This is a genomic window from Candidatus Galacturonatibacter soehngenii, assembly GCF_008830185.1.
Classification (GTDB): domain Bacteria; phylum Bacillota; class Clostridia; order Lachnospirales; family Lachnospiraceae; genus Lachnotalea; species Lachnotalea soehngenii.
The window spans coordinates 1,022,341-1,038,660 of sequence record NZ_WAGX01000005.1; the positions used below are offsets into that span (position 1 = coordinate 1,022,341).

Genomic DNA, 16,320 nt, shown 5'->3' on the forward strand with positions numbered 1-16,320 from the left:
TTACTACACAATTTATTTTGCTTTATGCCCTCAAAAATAACATTATAACATTGAACTAAAATATTATTTTATAATTTTTTAAATTAATAGTAGATTTATTGTATTATTAGTTGTATAATATATAAGTTATTTTATGTCTTTTTATAAATATAAATTTTGTTAACTTATGGTTTACAAATTTTGCAAATGAACAGCAAATTGAAAACTATTGTTATTCTAAATTCAATTGAATCGATTATTTTGTCGATTCAATTGTTGCTTTTATAACTATTTATCTTATGAAAAATATCCCTATTTTTCATTTTCACTTATTCAAAAGGAGGAACATTAAATTATGCCAGTAAAGTATGTCTTTGTAACAGGCGGTGTTGTTTCAGGACTAGGTAAAGGTATTACTGCTGCTTCTTTAGGAAGACTTTTGAAGGCACGTGGTTACAAAGTAACGATGCAGAAATTTGACCCTTACATTAACATTGATCCAGGTACTATGAATCCAATTCAGCATGGAGAAGTTTTCGTAACCGATGACGGTGCTGAAACCGATCTTGATTTAGGTCATTATGAGAGATTTATTGATGAAAGTCTTGATAAAAACTCAAACGTAACCACTGGTAAGATATATTGGTCTGTATTATCAAAAGAAAGAAGAGGAGACTTTGGTGGCGGAACCGTTCAGGTCATTCCTCATATCACCAATGAAATCAAAAGTCGTTTTTATCGTAATTTCACAGATAAAGATACCAGAATCGCTATTATAGAAGTAGGTGGAACGGTTGGAGATATTGAAAGTCAACCTTTCTTAGAATCCATTCGCCAATTCCAACATGATGTGGGCCGTGAAAATGCAATTCTAATTCATGTTACATTAATTCCTTACTTAAAAGCTTCGGGAGAAATGAAGACCAAGCCAACGCAGGCAAGTGTAAAGGAATTACAAGGAATGGGTATTCAACCTGATATTATTGTTTGCCGTTCTGAAATGCCTCTTGACCAGCAACTAAAGGACAAGATAGCATTGTTTTGTAATGTACCAAACAACCACGTATTACAAAATCTTGATGTTGATATTTTATACGAAGCTCCACTTGCTATGGAAAGCGAACAACTTGCTCAGGTTGCTTGTGAATGTCTAAAACTTGAATGTCCAGAACCAGACTTAAAAGAATGGGAAGACATGATACATGCTTGGAAGAATCCAACAAGTGAAATAACCGTTGCATTAGTGGGAAAATACATTCAGCTTCATGATGCATATATTAGTGTTGTTGAGGCTTTAAGTCATGGCGGTGTTGCAAACAGCGCTACTGTTAATATCAAGTGGGTTGATTCAGAACTTGTCACAGAAGAAAACGCAGCAGAAACTTTTAAAGATGTCAGCGGAATTTTAGTACCTGGCGGTTTTGGCGACAGAGGAATTGAAGGAAAAATAACTGCAATTCGTTATGCACGTGAAAACAAAGTTCCTTTCTTAGGTTTATGCCTTGGAATGCAGCTTTCTATTGTGGAATTTGCAAGACATGTGGTTGGTTATAATGATGCGCATAGTGTTGAATTAAAAGCAGATACCACCCACCCTGTGATTCATTTGATGCCAGACCAAAATGGAATTGAAGACATTGGAGGAACTTTAAGACTTGGTTCTTATCCTTGTGTATTGGACGAGTCTTCAAAAGCCTATGACCTTTATAAAGAAAAAACAATTCATGAAAGACATAGACATCGTTATGAAGTAAACAATGATTACAGACATATTCTTACGGAAAAGGGTATGACTCTTTCTGGATTATCTCCTGATGAAAGAATTGTGGAAATGATTGAAATCAAAGATCATCCTTGGTTTATCGGTACACAAGCTCACCCTGAGCTAAAATCAAGACCAAATCGTCCGCATCCTCTATTCAAAGGATTCGTTCAAGCTGCATTAAAATTTAATTAAATATATAAGCTTCCCCACAAATTAGGACTTAGTTCTAACTTGTGGGGGCTTTTTATTTCACATTATAAACTTAAAATTAACAATTAATTATAACAATTTTAATTTGTATATTTTACTGTCGTAATTATGTGTTATTTTATGATTCTAAGTCTATTTTTACCTTTATGGCATTTGTAATTTCTGAAATAACCGTATCATTGCCATCAATTACACTCTTAGCACCTATTATGTTTTGAATTCTCCTATTCATCAATCGAATCGTGCAAGCTTTTTGTGTATTGATTGCAATATGAATCTCATTTTCCTTTTTCTCAGCTTCCATTGAAATAGCTAACTTAGTATGTTCATCATATACTACTGTTGACGCTTTTGTTTTTAATTCATAGATACGCAGTTCTACATCTTGTGCGTAATCATAAACCGTCTTGTCATCATTTTTTCCAATTGCGATAATACTGTTCTCTCTCACATAAAGGGGAACGTCTAGATATCCACAAGTTTCCTTGTACCAACAGCCTCCTTGTTTTTTCTCTCCAGTCAGTAAATTAGTCCAATCCCCATCTGGAAGATAATACTGCGCAAGTGATTTATCATTACAGATTGGTGCTACCAGTAAATTATCACCAAACATATACTGCTTATCAAGGTATTCGCAATTACGATCTCCCATAAACTCCATCACCATACTTCTCATCATCGGAATACCTGACTGAGAAGTCTCAACCGCATTACGATAGATATATGGCATTAATTTTGCTTTTAACTTTGTAAAAAATCTCACCGTATCAACTGCTTCTTCTCCGTATAACCACGGTACACGATAAGAGCCACTTCCGTGTAATCTACTGTGACTACTCATAAGTCCAAATGCCGCCCAACGTTTATATACATCTGGGGTTGAAGTACTTTCAAAGCCTCCTATATCATGACTCCAGTATCCAAATCCAGACATGGTAAGTGATAGACCACCACGAAGGCTCTGTTCCATACCGCTGTAATCAGACCAACAATCTCCTCCCCAATGAACTGGGAATTTTTGTCCCCCTACCGTGGCAGAACGTGCAAATAACACTGCTTCCCCTTTTCCTTTTTCTTGTTCAAGTAGTTCAAATACTGTTTTGTTATATAGATAGGTATAATAATTATGCATTTTCTCTGCATCTGATCCATCATGATAGACTACCTCAGTCGGAATTCTCTCGCCAAAATCTGTCTTAAAGCAATCCACACCAATGTCTAATAGGTCTTTTAATTTACTCTGATACCATTTACAGGCTTCTGGATTTGTAAAATCAACAATTGCAAGGCCAGGTTGCCACATATCCCATTGCCATACGCCACCATCTTTGCGTGTTAGTAAATATCCATGTTCCATTCCTTCTTCAAACAAAGCAGATTCTTGTGCGATATAAGAATTAATCCATACACATACTTTGATACCTCTATCATGAATTTTCCCAATTAATCCTTTTGGGTCTGGAAATGTCTTACTATCCCAACAAAAATCAGTCCAATGAAGTAACTTCATCCAACAGCAATCAAAATGGAAGACTTGTAGTGGGATATCACGCTCTTTCATACCATCAATCAATTTCAATACGGATTCTTCATCGTAACTTGTCGTAAATGAAGTGGACAACCAAAGTCCAAATGTCCAAGGTGCTGGAAGACTTGGCTTTCCCGTCAAATCGGTATATCGAACCAAAACCTCCTTCATAGTAGGTCCATTGATTACAAAATAATCTAGCGATTCACCTGGAACTGTAAAGGATACTTTTCCAACAAACTCAGACGCCACTTCAAACGATACTTTATCTGGATGATTTACAAAAACACCATAACCTGAATTCGTCATATAGAACGGAATATTTTTATATGACAATTGAGTACTTGTACCGCCATCCTCATTCCATATTTCAACTTCCTGCCCATTTTTTACATAAGGAGAAAAACGTTCTCCCAATCCATATACTAATTCTCCTACACCTAAACTCAATTGTTGACGCATATATGCAACATTTGATTGATTATCATGTGCTAATCCCTTCCAATTCGTAATTGCATAACCAAGATCACGGTCTTTGCTTTCTGTAAGCTTTTCCTCACCTCTGTAGTATGCCATTGACCAGTTCTTTTTTGTAATGACAAGCCTTAGAGTTTTGCTGACAACTTCTAAGTACTCCTCATTTTCATTTACATGAATTTTTGTATTCTTGGGTATATTTAATTCAAATTCTGGCGCTTTCTTTTTCACCCCAAGGTGATGAAACGCCTGAACACGAATTACTTCCTCCATTGGAACTGTGATTTTTACGGTAAGATTAACAAAGCCAAGCGTATCCCCTGGTCCGTTGATTCGAACAGATGGAGCCATAATTCGAACTTCCTCTTCTTTCACCTGCGCTTCATAAAGTTCTTTTGGAGAAAAAATCTCACATCCTTCTTTGATTACCCAGCAACCGTCATTAAATTTCATATCATCAATCCCCTCTCCTCTTTAAAACTACTTGCTCAATTTCCAGACCATTTGCACCGTAGTATAATTTGACATAATGATTACTGCCAAACACATAGCATAAATCTCTTGTTTCCTCAATCACCTTTCCTTCTGTTCCATTGATACTAACTGTTGTTTGGAACACATTGTCAAAAAATATGGAAATTGGTAATTGGGCGAGACTTCCTAATTCTGACTTTATAGTAAATGATATGCTGTATTCTCCATCTATATCCGCACTGATTGCAAATACATCTGACTCACCTGCTTTTGGATTTAACTCAGAGCCTGGTATTACAATTTCATGAGTATCTGGATCTGCATAATAAAACACAGGATCTACGATTCTTTCTTGCTGTGAGGTCATAAGCTCCATGGCCTGCTGCTCCTCTTTACTAATCCTTCCCGTAAACCGAAGTATCGCTTGACTTTTTAATATATATCCTAATATATTTTTCGCATTTCTTTGTAATTGCGCCTTTGTAATGTATCCCACATCAAGCATTTGTTTAACGTCGTCATTTTCTGGATTATCCTCTGGGTGCGCTACACACATATAGATATCGTTTTGCGCTTTTACCATTGGAGCTTTTACTGTTTTATTTGCTTTTTCTCCCAAATAATTTGCTTGCGCCCACCAATCGGTCATAACGATTCCGTCAAATCCCCATTCTTCTCGAAGAATTTTGGTACATAAATCATAGCTTCCTGCAGTCCAATATCCATTTACAGAACCATATGTTGTCATGACTGCGCGTGCATACCCTTCTTTTACCGCTATTTCAAATCCTTTTAAATATATTTCTCGAAGCGCTCTTTCTGAAATAACCGAATCTGATGTACTTCTTCCAACTTCTTGATTATTTCCGCAGAAATGTTTGATTGTCGTTCCAATTCCCGTGTCATACATAGCTTTTACTTGAGCGGTTGCAATTTTACCTGTAACATATGGGTCTTCCGAGATATATTCAAAATTACGTCCGTTTAGCGGATTACGATGGATATTCATTCCAGGTCCTAGTAATGAATCGATTTGGTTTAATCGCAGTTCTTTTCCTACCATTGCAAAAAGCTGTCCCACCAACTCTGGATTAAATGTGCAGCCAAGTGCCGTACCATTTGGAAGTGAAAATGCTTTCGTTCCACAATCCATACGAATTCCAGAAGGTCCATCTGCACAACAAGCGGCTGGAATACCATACTGTTGCAATCTATCTGTGACTCCCCCAAATGCCGCAGCTGTTCCAGGTGTTACGCGTGGGCTACACATTCCTTCCCCTCGAAACATATGAATCAAATCATTTTCATCTAGCTGTGCTACAAACTCATCTAAAGATGCTTTTTGATCTAGAACATCAACAAGTTTAATTCCTTTATCTCCTGTGTATGCAATTTCACTAGAGGTACAGGTATTACAGTCATCTACACTTCCTTTCTCTTGCAGTGGAACCTCCTCCATATCAACTTCATAGGAATCCCCCATAGGAACAGGCTTTATTCTTTCAAATGCTTCTATCGGTGCCAAGGCAGATTCTAATTGTTTTACTACCTTGAATTCTTGATCAAATGCACCAATCTTCACTGCACTTCTTACATCTGTACCCACATAAAATTCATATTGTCCTTCTTCTAATACGTAGCATGATTTATGTCCAGCCATACCACTATCATCATAAGAAGCCAAATCATCCTTGTTGATAGTAATAGGAAGTATTTCTTCTTCTCCTGGCATTAACAGTTTCGTCTTTGCAAAGCCAACTAATTGTCTTAGCGGTTTTCCTAACTTACCTTGAGGTGCATTTACATAAACTTGCACCGTTTCTTTTCCAGCATAGTTTCCAATATTTTTTACGTTTGCAATAATCAAACAAGACTCTTCTTGATTGCTTTTTATTTCAGAATTTACTGAAAAATATGTATAAGACATTCCATAACCAAATGGATATAAAACCTTCTCTTTTGCAAACGTCTCAAAATAGCGGTAACCTACATAAATATCTTCTTTATAATAATTCTTCTCTGGATCTCCAAAATTTGAAGTAGAAGAATAATCTTCAATTTCACGGGCAATGGTATCAGTCAGTTTACCACATGGGGCCACGTTTCCAAGTAATACATCTAGAGTCCCATTTCCACCTTCTTGTCCTCCTTGCCATACATATAAGACAGCTTGTGGGTGATATTCCTCTACCCACTTCATATCAATAATATTTCCTACATTTAGAATAACAATGGTTCGTTTTGATACTTTACATACGCGTTCAATTAGGCTTTTTTCGTCTTTTGTAAGAAGATAGCTACCTTCTTTTGCAGTATTATCCTGATCTTCGCCTGCGGTTCTTCCAATAACGATCAAAGACGCATCCACCTCATTTGCGATCTCAAGCATTCTATCTGTAATCGGCATCTCTTTCTGGCTCCAAGGAACACGCCCCCACCCTTGCCCCTCATCATATGGGTTTTCTTTCAACCAGCTCTCATAAATTTCTAATAATTCTTGATTGATAACAATATCATTCGTACCCTTAAGTGCATCCAGTATTCCAACCACATAGGAAGTATTTACAAGACCACCTGATCCTAATCCACTCTTATAATACCGAAAGGCACTTCGGCCATACACTGCAATCTTTTCTCCCTGCTTTAATGGAAGTGCCTGTGCTTCATTTCGAAGCAATACACAACCTTCTGCAACTGCTTGTCGTGCAAGTGCAGCATATTTCTTCCTATCTAATGTGAATTTTTCCAATTATCTTTCCTCCTATTATACAAAAAAGGAGTTCTTGGGGTCAAACCCTCGAACTCCCTTTCCAGTTCTGCTTTTCAACAGTAATGACTCAATTACGACTCATCTTATTTATTTTGCTTTCCAATCATTATATTGTTGCTGAGCTTCTTTCAAGATTTCCTGATATCCAGCCTCATCAAGAGCTTTTTGGTAAGCTGCAATCTGATTTTCTACATCTGCTGGGCTACTTCCACCATTTTGAAGAGGAAAACCAAATTCATCAAATACATTTAAGCATGCAGCATATTGGCTTTCTATATTTGATTTGTCAAAACGAAATCCTGATGCAATAGATGGAATTGAGTTATCATTAAATGTTTTGTAAAGTTCTACTTTGTTTTCTGGTTCACCTGCTTCAAGAGATAGATTTAAAACAGAGCATGACTCCCAAGCACTATGGTTATACATATCACCTTTTTTCACTACTTGACCTTTATCATCTAGATCATAATCTTCTCCTTCAATTCCATAAGTATAAAGATCTGCTAATGTTTTGTCTGTATATAACAGACCAAGGAAATCTAAACACGCTTTTGCCTGCTCTTCAGTGGAGTTTGCAGTTACAGCAAAGCAAGATCCTAATGTAGTTGTAGAATGTGAGTATTTTTCTGTTACAGGAACCATTGTTACAGCTTGTTTGTAACGTGTACTAGCTTCTGCATTATTAGGAACATCTGTCCACCAAGAAACACCCCAATCCTGTGTCTGTGTTGTTGTATCTGTTGTAGTCTTTGTTACATCATCTTCACTAAGATAACCCTTTTCTCCCCATTCACTCATTAAAGTAGTAAATTCTTTAAACTGTGGAGTTTGAATTGGATTTACAACTTCATTTGTCTTTCTATCAACAGCAAATAAACTATCCTGTGTAAAGAAATCAAAGTCATCAATATAATAACGGAAGAACATACCAGTTTTCTGAGTTAAATATGGATATTTAAGTCCTTCGGCTTTGCAGTCAGCTAACATTGGTTCAATATCTTTTAGTTCTTTTACCTTAGAAAGATCCCATCCGTATTTATCAACAAGGTCCTGACGGAACATCAAATCATATCCTTCGGCTGATTCCTTGTAGCATGAAATAAATTGATTTTTTCCGTTATAAGAAGATGCATCCCACACCCATTGTGGAATGGAGCCGTACAAGGTACTGCCTTTTAATAGGTCTGTAAGATCATAAACTGCATTCTGCTTTACAAGACTGTCTGTGTTAATTGTCTCTAGCCAACTTGCTGTCCATAATAAATTAATTTCATTATTGGATAGAGCAAGATTTGCTTTGTCTTTATACTCTGCGCTTCCAATGTCTGTTAATTTGATCTGAACGTTGATTTTGTCACCAATGTAATCATTGATTGCCTGTTCAATTTTAGCAACTTGATTCGTATCTGGCGCTGCAAGATTGAAAGAAGAACGATAAACACTAATAAGTGTTTTGCCATCTGATTTGCTATCTTGTGCTTTGTTATCTTCTGTCTTTTCTGTTTCTGTTGAAGATGCTGAAGTTGTATCCTTAGATGTTTCTTTTGCGCTACCACAACCGACCAACATACCTGTTGCCAACGCTGCTACTAACGTAGCAGATAGTACTTTTTTACCGAATGCTATTTTGCTCATTTTAAAACCTCCCTATTTTTTTATATTCATCAAAATATGCATCTGCATATCTGGAATATCACCCCTTAACCGATCCAACTGTTAATCCTTTAATAAAATATTTCTGGAAAAATGGATATGCAATCATAATCGGTCCTATTACTGTAATTACAGTAGCCATTGTTGCTGAATACTGTGGAATACTTCCCTGCATTGCAGCCAATGCGGTTGAAGGAATATTTCTGGAATTCAATAATGTCTCAATACTCTTTTGGATATTAATTAACAATAACTGCAATGGTTTTTTGCTGTTGCTATCTATGTACAATAAAGCGTTTTGCCAATCATTCCAATAAGTGGTAGCCATCATAAATCCAACTGCTGCACACGCTGGTTTCATCAGTGGAAATGCAATTTGGAAGAATGCTCTATATTCTCCTGCCCCATCAATTCTTGCAGAATCCATTAATTCATCTGGTATACTTGTTTGAATATAGGTTCGAAGTATAATAACATTCATTGTGGTTACCGATAATGGCAAAATCAAAAGCCATATACTATCCTTCATATGATAATTACTTGTAAAAATAATATAGCTCGCTAGCTGTCCACCTTGAAAAATCATTGGTATCATAAGGTAAATTGATAAAATTTTTCTTAAACGAAAATCCTTTCTACTTAAGGCAAATGCAAACATACTCATTAATAAAAGCCCCAATAATGTACCAGCAGTTGTAATACCTATTGTTACACCATAAGATACGATTAATTGTTTTCCATACCTTAGTACAACATTAAAACCATCTAATGAAAATTCTGCTGGAAAATAACTAAAACCTTTTGTTACTAATGTCTTTTCATCCGTAAATGCTGATACAAAAACTAAGATAATTGGTAATGCACAAAACACTGTATATGCAGCGAGCAAAGATGTTAATATGTACTGACCAACTCCGACTTTCTTTCTGCTTTTTTTTCTAATCTCAGGCTTTGTCTTTTTTACCGAATCCATGATCTCTACTTTTTTTACTGTATCCATAATTATCCCTACCCCCTTTACTAGAATAATGAATTCTCAGGTGCTACTTTACGAACAATCTTATTTGCACCTATAATTAGCACAACGCCAACAATCGACTGGAAGAAAGTAGTTGCCGCCACAAAACCAAAGTTCGAATTTTTAAAAATCGCATTCAATACATAAGAATCTATAACTTGTGTGCTTGAATATAACGTTCCACTATTTCTTGTTACCTGATAGAATAAACCTGTATCTGATCTCATAATTCCACCGACACTTAGCAGTAATATGATCGTTATCATTGGTACTAAGGAAGGAAGTGTTATGTTGATTATTTGTTGCCACTTATCAGCCCCGTCAATTTCAGCCGCTTCATATATTTCGGAATCAATTCCAGCTAATGCCGACATATATAAAACTGACCCATAACCAACGCTATTCCACATTTTAACAATGGTCAAAATAATGGTCCAAAGGCCCGCCTCTGAATACCAGCGAATTGAAGTGCCAAATAAATTATTAATCATACCGCCTTCTGTATTTAAGTATGCATAAACAATAAACTGAACTGCTGCATAAGAGATAAAAACAGGAATAATCATAATACTCTGCATTATTTTTCCCGCCCTCTTAAATACGAGCTGGTCGATTGCAATCGCAAGAGCAACATTAAGAAAGGTTCCAACAATTATAAAAATCAAATAATATTTAATTGTATTCGTTGTCATATTAATAAAAGCATTTTTTGATGCAAGTAAGAATTTAAAATTATCTAGCCCATTAAATGGGCTCCCCCATATACCTAATTTGTAATCAAATTTCTTAAAAGCTAAAACAAGTCCTGCCATTGGCACATAATTAAAAAATAGCAAAACCAGAACTGCCGGCAGACACATAACGACATGTGCTCTGTGTTTCCAAGTATTTTGTAATAAGCCTTTCATTTATTCTCTCCTTTTCCTTTCAGTTTTTACTGGTTTGGTTCCAAATTTGCAATCGATTGGCCCGTCAGAAGCATCCCTTCAATAATCACTCTCTCAACCAAGGCTAATTTTGGTTTTTCAATATTACAAATCAAACGTCTTGCCGCCTCAGTTCCGATTCGTTGCGCATCCTGTTTAATTGTAGCAATGGTAGGATATAATAATTGTGACATCTTACTTCCGTCATATCCAGCAATCGATATATCTTTTGGTATTTGAAGTCCCAATTGCTTTATAACATTCATTCCACCAAGTAATGCAGTATCATCAGGATATATTATGCAGGTTGGTGGATCTGGTAGCTCAAGAAGCTTTTTCGTGCATACTGCTGTTTTTGTAGTTTCAATATAATCTGCTGTCTCTATATATGTATCAGGAACTTCAATGCCTAAACTATCCATTGTGCGATAGAAGCTAGCCAGACGTTCCTTCGTAACATAAGAATTACTTTGTCCATGTATGTACGCTATTTTTCGATGCCCTTTTGAATAAATATAGCGAAGCAAATCTTCAATTCCCTGTATATTATTCGAACATACTGCGGTACAATTGTAGTGTACATAATCGATAGTTACTACAGGTATCGTCCCCTCCATAAGTTCATGCACCTGCTTGTTTTTATAGTCTGCACATACAATTGCGATGCCATCTAAATTACGATATTTGCAATGTTCATAATAGGAAATTTTTTTATTTTCAAAATTAGAGCTAATAAATAAAATATCATATCCATTCTTTTCTACTTCTAACTTCAGCCCATTTAATACTCCCGAAAAATATTCATGCGTCAGTCCACATCCAGCTTCTTCCTCAAAGAGTACTCCTATACTATAGGTACGATTTGTTTTTAGTGCTCTTGCAGCCGCATTAGGGAGATATCCAAGCTCATCCGCTGCCTTTTTTATTCGTACTCTTGTTTCATCTCCAATGTCATTATGTCCATTCAATGCCTTACTTACTGTTGCAACAGACACATTACATTTTTCTGCTATAGTTTTTATAGATATCATTAAAAGTGCACACCATTCCTTAGTTAATTTATTACATTACTTAATCGTTTTCTTAAGTCAATTATAGTTTATGTTTTTTATATTAGCAACCAATTATTGTCATTTCGTCTAATTTAATATTTATATATCAAGTTTTTTGTGCACTTCTAACAAATTATATGTAGATTTTATTAAAAGATTACTTATACGTTTTTGCCGTTCCTTTTATTATAATAAAATTTTCACCTACGTTTTATCACTTCAGGTGGAAAATAAAAATTTTTATTCTCCATAATTACATCCGCATAATCACCCCCAAAAACATTATTGTCTAAATCTAGGGAAATTCGTCAAAAACCCTGACTTTCTCTGCATTACACTAATACTTCATCTTCTTGTTTGCTTCACTTTGTCTTTTAAATTTTATGCAGTTTATAGCAAAGTTTTCATATGTTTTAATATTTTTATTGCTTTTTTTCCGTATTAAATATATACTCATCTCATATTCTTTTTACTTAATCGTTTTCTATCTGCTTGATTCAACACACATTTATAAAAAATCAGCTTAAATCAACAGGAGGTATTTCATATGAAATATGGATATTTCGATGACATACAAAGGGAATATGTCATCACTTCACCAAAAACTCCACAACCATGGATCAACTATTTAGGTTGTGAAGACTTCTTTTCATTAATATCCAATACTGGAGGGGGATATAGCTTTTATAAAGACGCAAAATTACTTCGACTTACTAGATACCGCTATAATAATGTTCCAAGGGATAGTAATGGACATTATTACTACATAAAAGAGAATGATTCAATTTGGAATCCAGGATGGATGCCTTCAAAAACACCTTTAGATTTCTATGAATGTCACCATGGGATGGGTTACAGCGTTATTAAGGGGACAAAAAACCAGCTAGCTTCTGAACTCACCGCTTTTGTTCCAATGGGTTCTGCTTGTGAGATTAACAAATTAACCTTGACGAATGAAAGTAATGTTTCAAAGAATTTTTCAATATTTTCTTATGTTGAATTTTGCTTGTGGAATGCAATGGATGATATGACTAATTTCCAGAGAAATTTCTCTACTGGTGAAGTGGAAGTTCATGGTTGTGCGATATATCACAAGACAGAATACCGTGAACGCAGAAATCACTATGCCGTATATGCCGTAAATTCCTCCATCGATGGTTTTGACACGGATCAAGATTCTTTTCTTGGCTCTTATGGTGAGAATTCTGCTCCAGAAGTTGTTGTATCTGGTCAGTCCAAAAATAGCATTGCAAGCGGTTGGCGTCCAATTGGTTCGCATCATCTAAAGGTTTCGCTTGCCCCAGGTGAAAGCAAAACCTATGTTTTTGTTCTTGGGTATGTTGAAAATGCAGTGGAAGATAAATGGGTTGGTAACGCAGAAGATGGAATCATTAACCGTGCTCCTGCTGAGACATTATTAGCCAAATTTGATACAACGGAAAAAGTAAACCAAGCATTTACTGACTTAAAAGAATATTGGAATCAATTATTAAGCCATTTTACTATTTCTTCTTCCGAAGAAAAACTAGATCGTATGGTCAATATATGGCATCAGTACCAGTGTATGGTTACCTTTAACATGAGTCGCTCTGCTTCTTATTATGAGTCAGGCATTGGGCGTGGCATGGGCTTTCGAGATTCTTGCCAGGATTTACTCGGTTTCGTACATTTAATTCCAGATCGTGCAAGGGAACGTATCCTAGATATTGCTTCAACACAGTTTGAAGATGGAAGTGCATATCATCAGTATCAGCCACTTACCAAAAAGGGAAACTCTGACATTGGTAGTGGATTTAATGATGATCCACTCTGGCTTATTGCTGGAACTGCTGCTTATATCAAAGAAACTGGTGACTATAGTATTTTAGATGAGCAAACCCCATATGATAGTGATCCTTTAAAGGCAACTGACTTAATGGAACATCTAAGACGTTCCTTTCACTATACGATGGAGCATATCGGACCACACGGTTTACCTCTCATTGGTCGAGCTGATTGGAATGATTGCTTAAATTTAAACTGTTTCTCAACAGAGCCAGGTGAATCGTTCCAAACATTTGGTCCTTCTGAAGGCCCAAATGCAGAATCGATATTCATTGCAGGAATGTTTGTAAAGTATGGAAAAGATTATGTTGAAATCTGTAAGCATAGAGGCTTGGTTGAAGAAGCTAAACTAGCACAAAAGGCAATCTCTGATATGAAAAAAACGGTTTTAGATACTGGTTGGGATGGCGAATGGTATCTTCGTGCTTATGATCATTATCAAAATAAAATTGGTTCAAAGGAATGTGTGGATGGTAAAATCTTTATCGAACCACAGGGCTTTTGCGTTATGGCAGAAATCGGATTAGAAGAAGGCTATTGCTTAAAATCATTGGAATCGGTTGAAAAATACTTAGATACCAAATATGGTATCGTCCTACTTCAACCTCCATACCATCGTTATCATGTTGAACTGGGCGAGATTTCTTCTTATCCACCAGGATATAAAGAAAATGCTGGAATTTTTTGTCACAACAACCCTTGGATCTCTATTGCTGAAACAGTAGTCGGAAGAGGGAATCGTGCCTGGGAAGTTTACACAAGAACATGTCCTGCCTACATTGAAGACATTAGCGAAATCCACCGCACGGAACCGTATGTTTATTCTCAGATGATTGCTGGAAAAGATGCACCAAACTTTGGTGAAGCAAAAAACAGCTGGCTTACCGGAACTTCTGCATGGACTTTCTTAAATGTATCACAATATATTTTGGGAATTCGACCAGATTATGATGGGTTAATTATTGATCCATGTATTCCAAATACCATGGACGGATTCAAGGCAAAAAGAGATTTTCGTGGTGTTACTTATCACATCACAGTGGAGAACCCATCACATGTAGAAAAGGGCATCAAATCTGTTACTGTTGATGGTACTTTAGTTGAATCAAATATCATTCCTGTTGCGAAGGATAAATCTGAAGTAAATGTAACTGTTGTTATGGGATAGAGGGAAGTTTTATATAAATATATTTAATAAGGTCTTCTATGATAAAATACTGTATCATAGAAGACCCTAAAACAATTACGATTTCCACTAGAAGATTGACTTTTTCGTCAACTACTCCCTTTCCTACATATTCGTAAACCTTTGTGTTTCTTTATTTAGTTTATCTGCAATTACCTTACTGTTATTTAACTGGTCTATAATAATGCTCATAGCTTGAACTAATCCATTTGCATTATTTGCCACATTCGTTACACCTTGAGAGCTTTCATCTATGGTTACAGAAATTCCATCCAGTGCATCATTAACATGTTGCATGGTCTGTTTTAATTCACCAGAACTAACTGCAAATTCATTGATAATTGAATTTATATTATCTGCATCACGTTTATATTCCTGCGTTGATTTTACAAAATCCTCATAGTCATTTAATACGTTTACACTTACAAATTCAATCATCATTTCTGCATTACTAACTAACTGGTCAACCGCTGAAGTAACCATATTACTAATCTCTTTGATATTGTTCGCAGTATCTCTACTGTTATCTGCTAACACTCGAATTTCATCCGCTACTACTGCAAATCCTTTTCCTGCTTCTCCAGCTCTTGCAGCCTCAATGGAAGCGTTTAATGCTAATAAATTAGTCTGACTAGAAATATCAAGAATCTGACCTGTTAATTCATTAATCTTATTAACATCTTTACTACTTTCCAACGCAACCTGTAACCCAGTATAGATTTCATTTACGGTTTTGTCGGTAAGACTTTTACTATTTTCCGCATTCTCATTCATAACTTCGGCACTCTTTTTAATACTTTGCGCCATATTGGAACCTTCAATCGCACGCTCATTCATCATTTCACATGCTTCTAATATAGATGAGGCATCTTCATTAATCTGAATTACAGTAGAAGTCACCTCTTGCATACTTGCTGATAATTGCTCTGTAGTAGAAGAAACATCATTAATATTTGCATCGGATTCAGATACTTTTCCTTCAATTTCAACAATTGCTTCATTCAAATGAGAAGATTCTATTTTAATTGCTTTTAATATCTGCTGCATACAATCCAATAGATTATTGACACCTTTTACAATTTCCGCAATTTCATCCTTTGATTTTACTTGAATCCTATGTTTTAAATCACCCTTATTAGAATTAATATCTTCAATTAAACTTTCAATTTGACTCTTAGCTTTTTTAGCAGGATTTGCTACCGTAACTATCGTCATAATCATGATAAATATAACAATTAAAATACCTACTACTGACATCGCTGCAATTGCAGTATAGCCAGTATCCAAAATATCACCCCAGCCCGAAGCCAATTCCGTTGCATTCATTTCACTTTTAATACCAGACATTACTGTTAGTGAAATTGCATTACAAGCCACACAAAGTAAAACTAAAATTGAAAGCATACCTCCGACTTTTAAACTAATCTTCTTATTCATTGTTCTCCTCCTGCCCTTTAT

The 16,320-nt window shown here is 35.7% G+C and carries 9 protein-coding genes; 2 read left to right on the forward strand and 7 right to left on the reverse strand.

What is annotated here, in order from left to right; genetic code table 11:
* Window positions 1-334: 334 nt before the first annotated feature.
* A complete protein-coding gene (locus F7O84_RS12200) occupies window positions 335-1,936 on the forward strand; it encodes a CTP synthase (protein ID WP_151145526.1) in 1,602 nt (533 codons plus the stop codon).
* Between the two features lie 136 nt (window positions 1,937-2,072).
* Here F7O84_RS12200 and yicI read toward each other — a convergent pair whose 3' ends face one another.
* The 6 genes from yicI to F7O84_RS12230 form a co-directional block, all read right to left on the reverse strand.
* Window positions 2,073-4,412: an alpha-xylosidase gene (gene yicI / locus F7O84_RS12205; protein ID WP_151145528.1), complete on the reverse strand. Its 2,340-nt coding sequence runs from the start codon at window positions 4,410-4,412 to the stop codon at window positions 2,073-2,075.
* Between the two features lie 4 nt (window positions 4,413-4,416).
* A complete protein-coding gene (locus tag F7O84_RS12210; RefSeq protein WP_151145532.1) occupies window positions 4,417-7,182 on the reverse strand; it encodes a glycoside hydrolase family 3 protein in 2,766 nt (921 codons plus the stop codon).
* Between the two features lie 108 nt (window positions 7,183-7,290).
* On the reverse strand, window positions 7,291-8,838 hold the full coding sequence (locus F7O84_RS12215; RefSeq protein WP_151145536.1) for an ABC transporter substrate-binding protein: 1,548 nt from the start codon (window positions 8,836-8,838) through the stop codon (window positions 7,291-7,293).
* A 58-nt stretch (window positions 8,839-8,896) separates the two neighbouring features.
* Entirely contained in the window at window positions 8,897-9,856 is a 960-nt protein-coding gene (locus F7O84_RS12220; RefSeq protein WP_151145539.1) for a carbohydrate ABC transporter permease, read from the reverse strand.
* A gap of 20 nt (window positions 9,857-9,876) precedes the next feature.
* Window positions 9,877-10,782, reverse strand: a complete 906-nt coding sequence (locus F7O84_RS12225) for an ABC transporter permease subunit (RefSeq protein ID WP_151145542.1) — start codon at window positions 10,780-10,782, stop codon at window positions 9,877-9,879.
* 26 nt (window positions 10,783-10,808) lie between these two features.
* On the reverse strand, window positions 10,809-11,831 hold the full coding sequence (locus F7O84_RS12230) for a LacI family DNA-binding transcriptional regulator (protein ID WP_151145545.1): 1,023 nt from the start codon (window positions 11,829-11,831) through the stop codon (window positions 10,809-10,811).
* 568 nt (window positions 11,832-12,399) lie between these two features.
* Between F7O84_RS12230 and F7O84_RS12235 the strand changes: the two genes are divergently transcribed.
* On the forward strand, window positions 12,400-14,844 hold the full coding sequence (locus F7O84_RS12235) for a glycoside hydrolase family 94 protein (RefSeq protein ID WP_151145548.1): 2,445 nt from the start codon (window positions 12,400-12,402) through the stop codon (window positions 14,842-14,844).
* A 123-nt stretch (window positions 14,845-14,967) separates the two neighbouring features.
* On the opposite strand, the gene F7O84_RS12240 is transcribed toward F7O84_RS12235, so the two are convergent.
* Window positions 14,968-16,299: a methyl-accepting chemotaxis protein gene (locus F7O84_RS12240; RefSeq protein WP_151145552.1), complete on the reverse strand. Its 1,332-nt coding sequence runs from the start codon at window positions 16,297-16,299 to the stop codon at window positions 14,968-14,970.
* Window positions 16,300-16,320 lie beyond the last annotated feature (21 nt).

Excerpts from the sequence above, each read along its gene's own strand:
- F7O84_RS12200 (WP_151145526.1), top strand. The coding sequence starts at position 335 with ATGCCAGTAAAGTATGTCTTTGTAACAGGCGGTGTTGTTTCAGGACTA.
- yicI (WP_151145528.1), bottom strand. The coding sequence starts at position 4,412 with ATGAAATTTAATGACGGTTGCTGGGTAATCAAAGAAGGATGTGAGATT.
- F7O84_RS12215 (WP_151145536.1), bottom strand. The coding sequence starts at position 8,838 with ATGAGCAAAATAGCATTCGGTAAAAAAGTACTATCTGCTACGTTAGTA.
- F7O84_RS12220 (WP_151145539.1), bottom strand. The coding sequence starts at position 9,856 with ATGGATACAGTAAAAAAAGTAGAGATCATGGATTCGGTAAAAAAGACA.
- F7O84_RS12225 (WP_151145542.1), bottom strand. The coding sequence starts at position 10,782 with ATGAAAGGCTTATTACAAAATACTTGGAAACACAGAGCACATGTCGTT.
- F7O84_RS12230 (WP_151145545.1), bottom strand. The coding sequence starts at position 11,831 with ATGATATCTATAAAAACTATAGCAGAAAAATGTAATGTGTCTGTTGCA.
- F7O84_RS12235 (WP_151145548.1), top strand. The coding sequence starts at position 12,400 with ATGAAATATGGATATTTCGATGACATACAAAGGGAATATGTCATCACT.
- F7O84_RS12240 (WP_151145552.1), bottom strand. The coding sequence starts at position 16,299 with ATGAATAAGAAGATTAGTTTAAAAGTCGGAGGTATGCTTTCAATTTTA.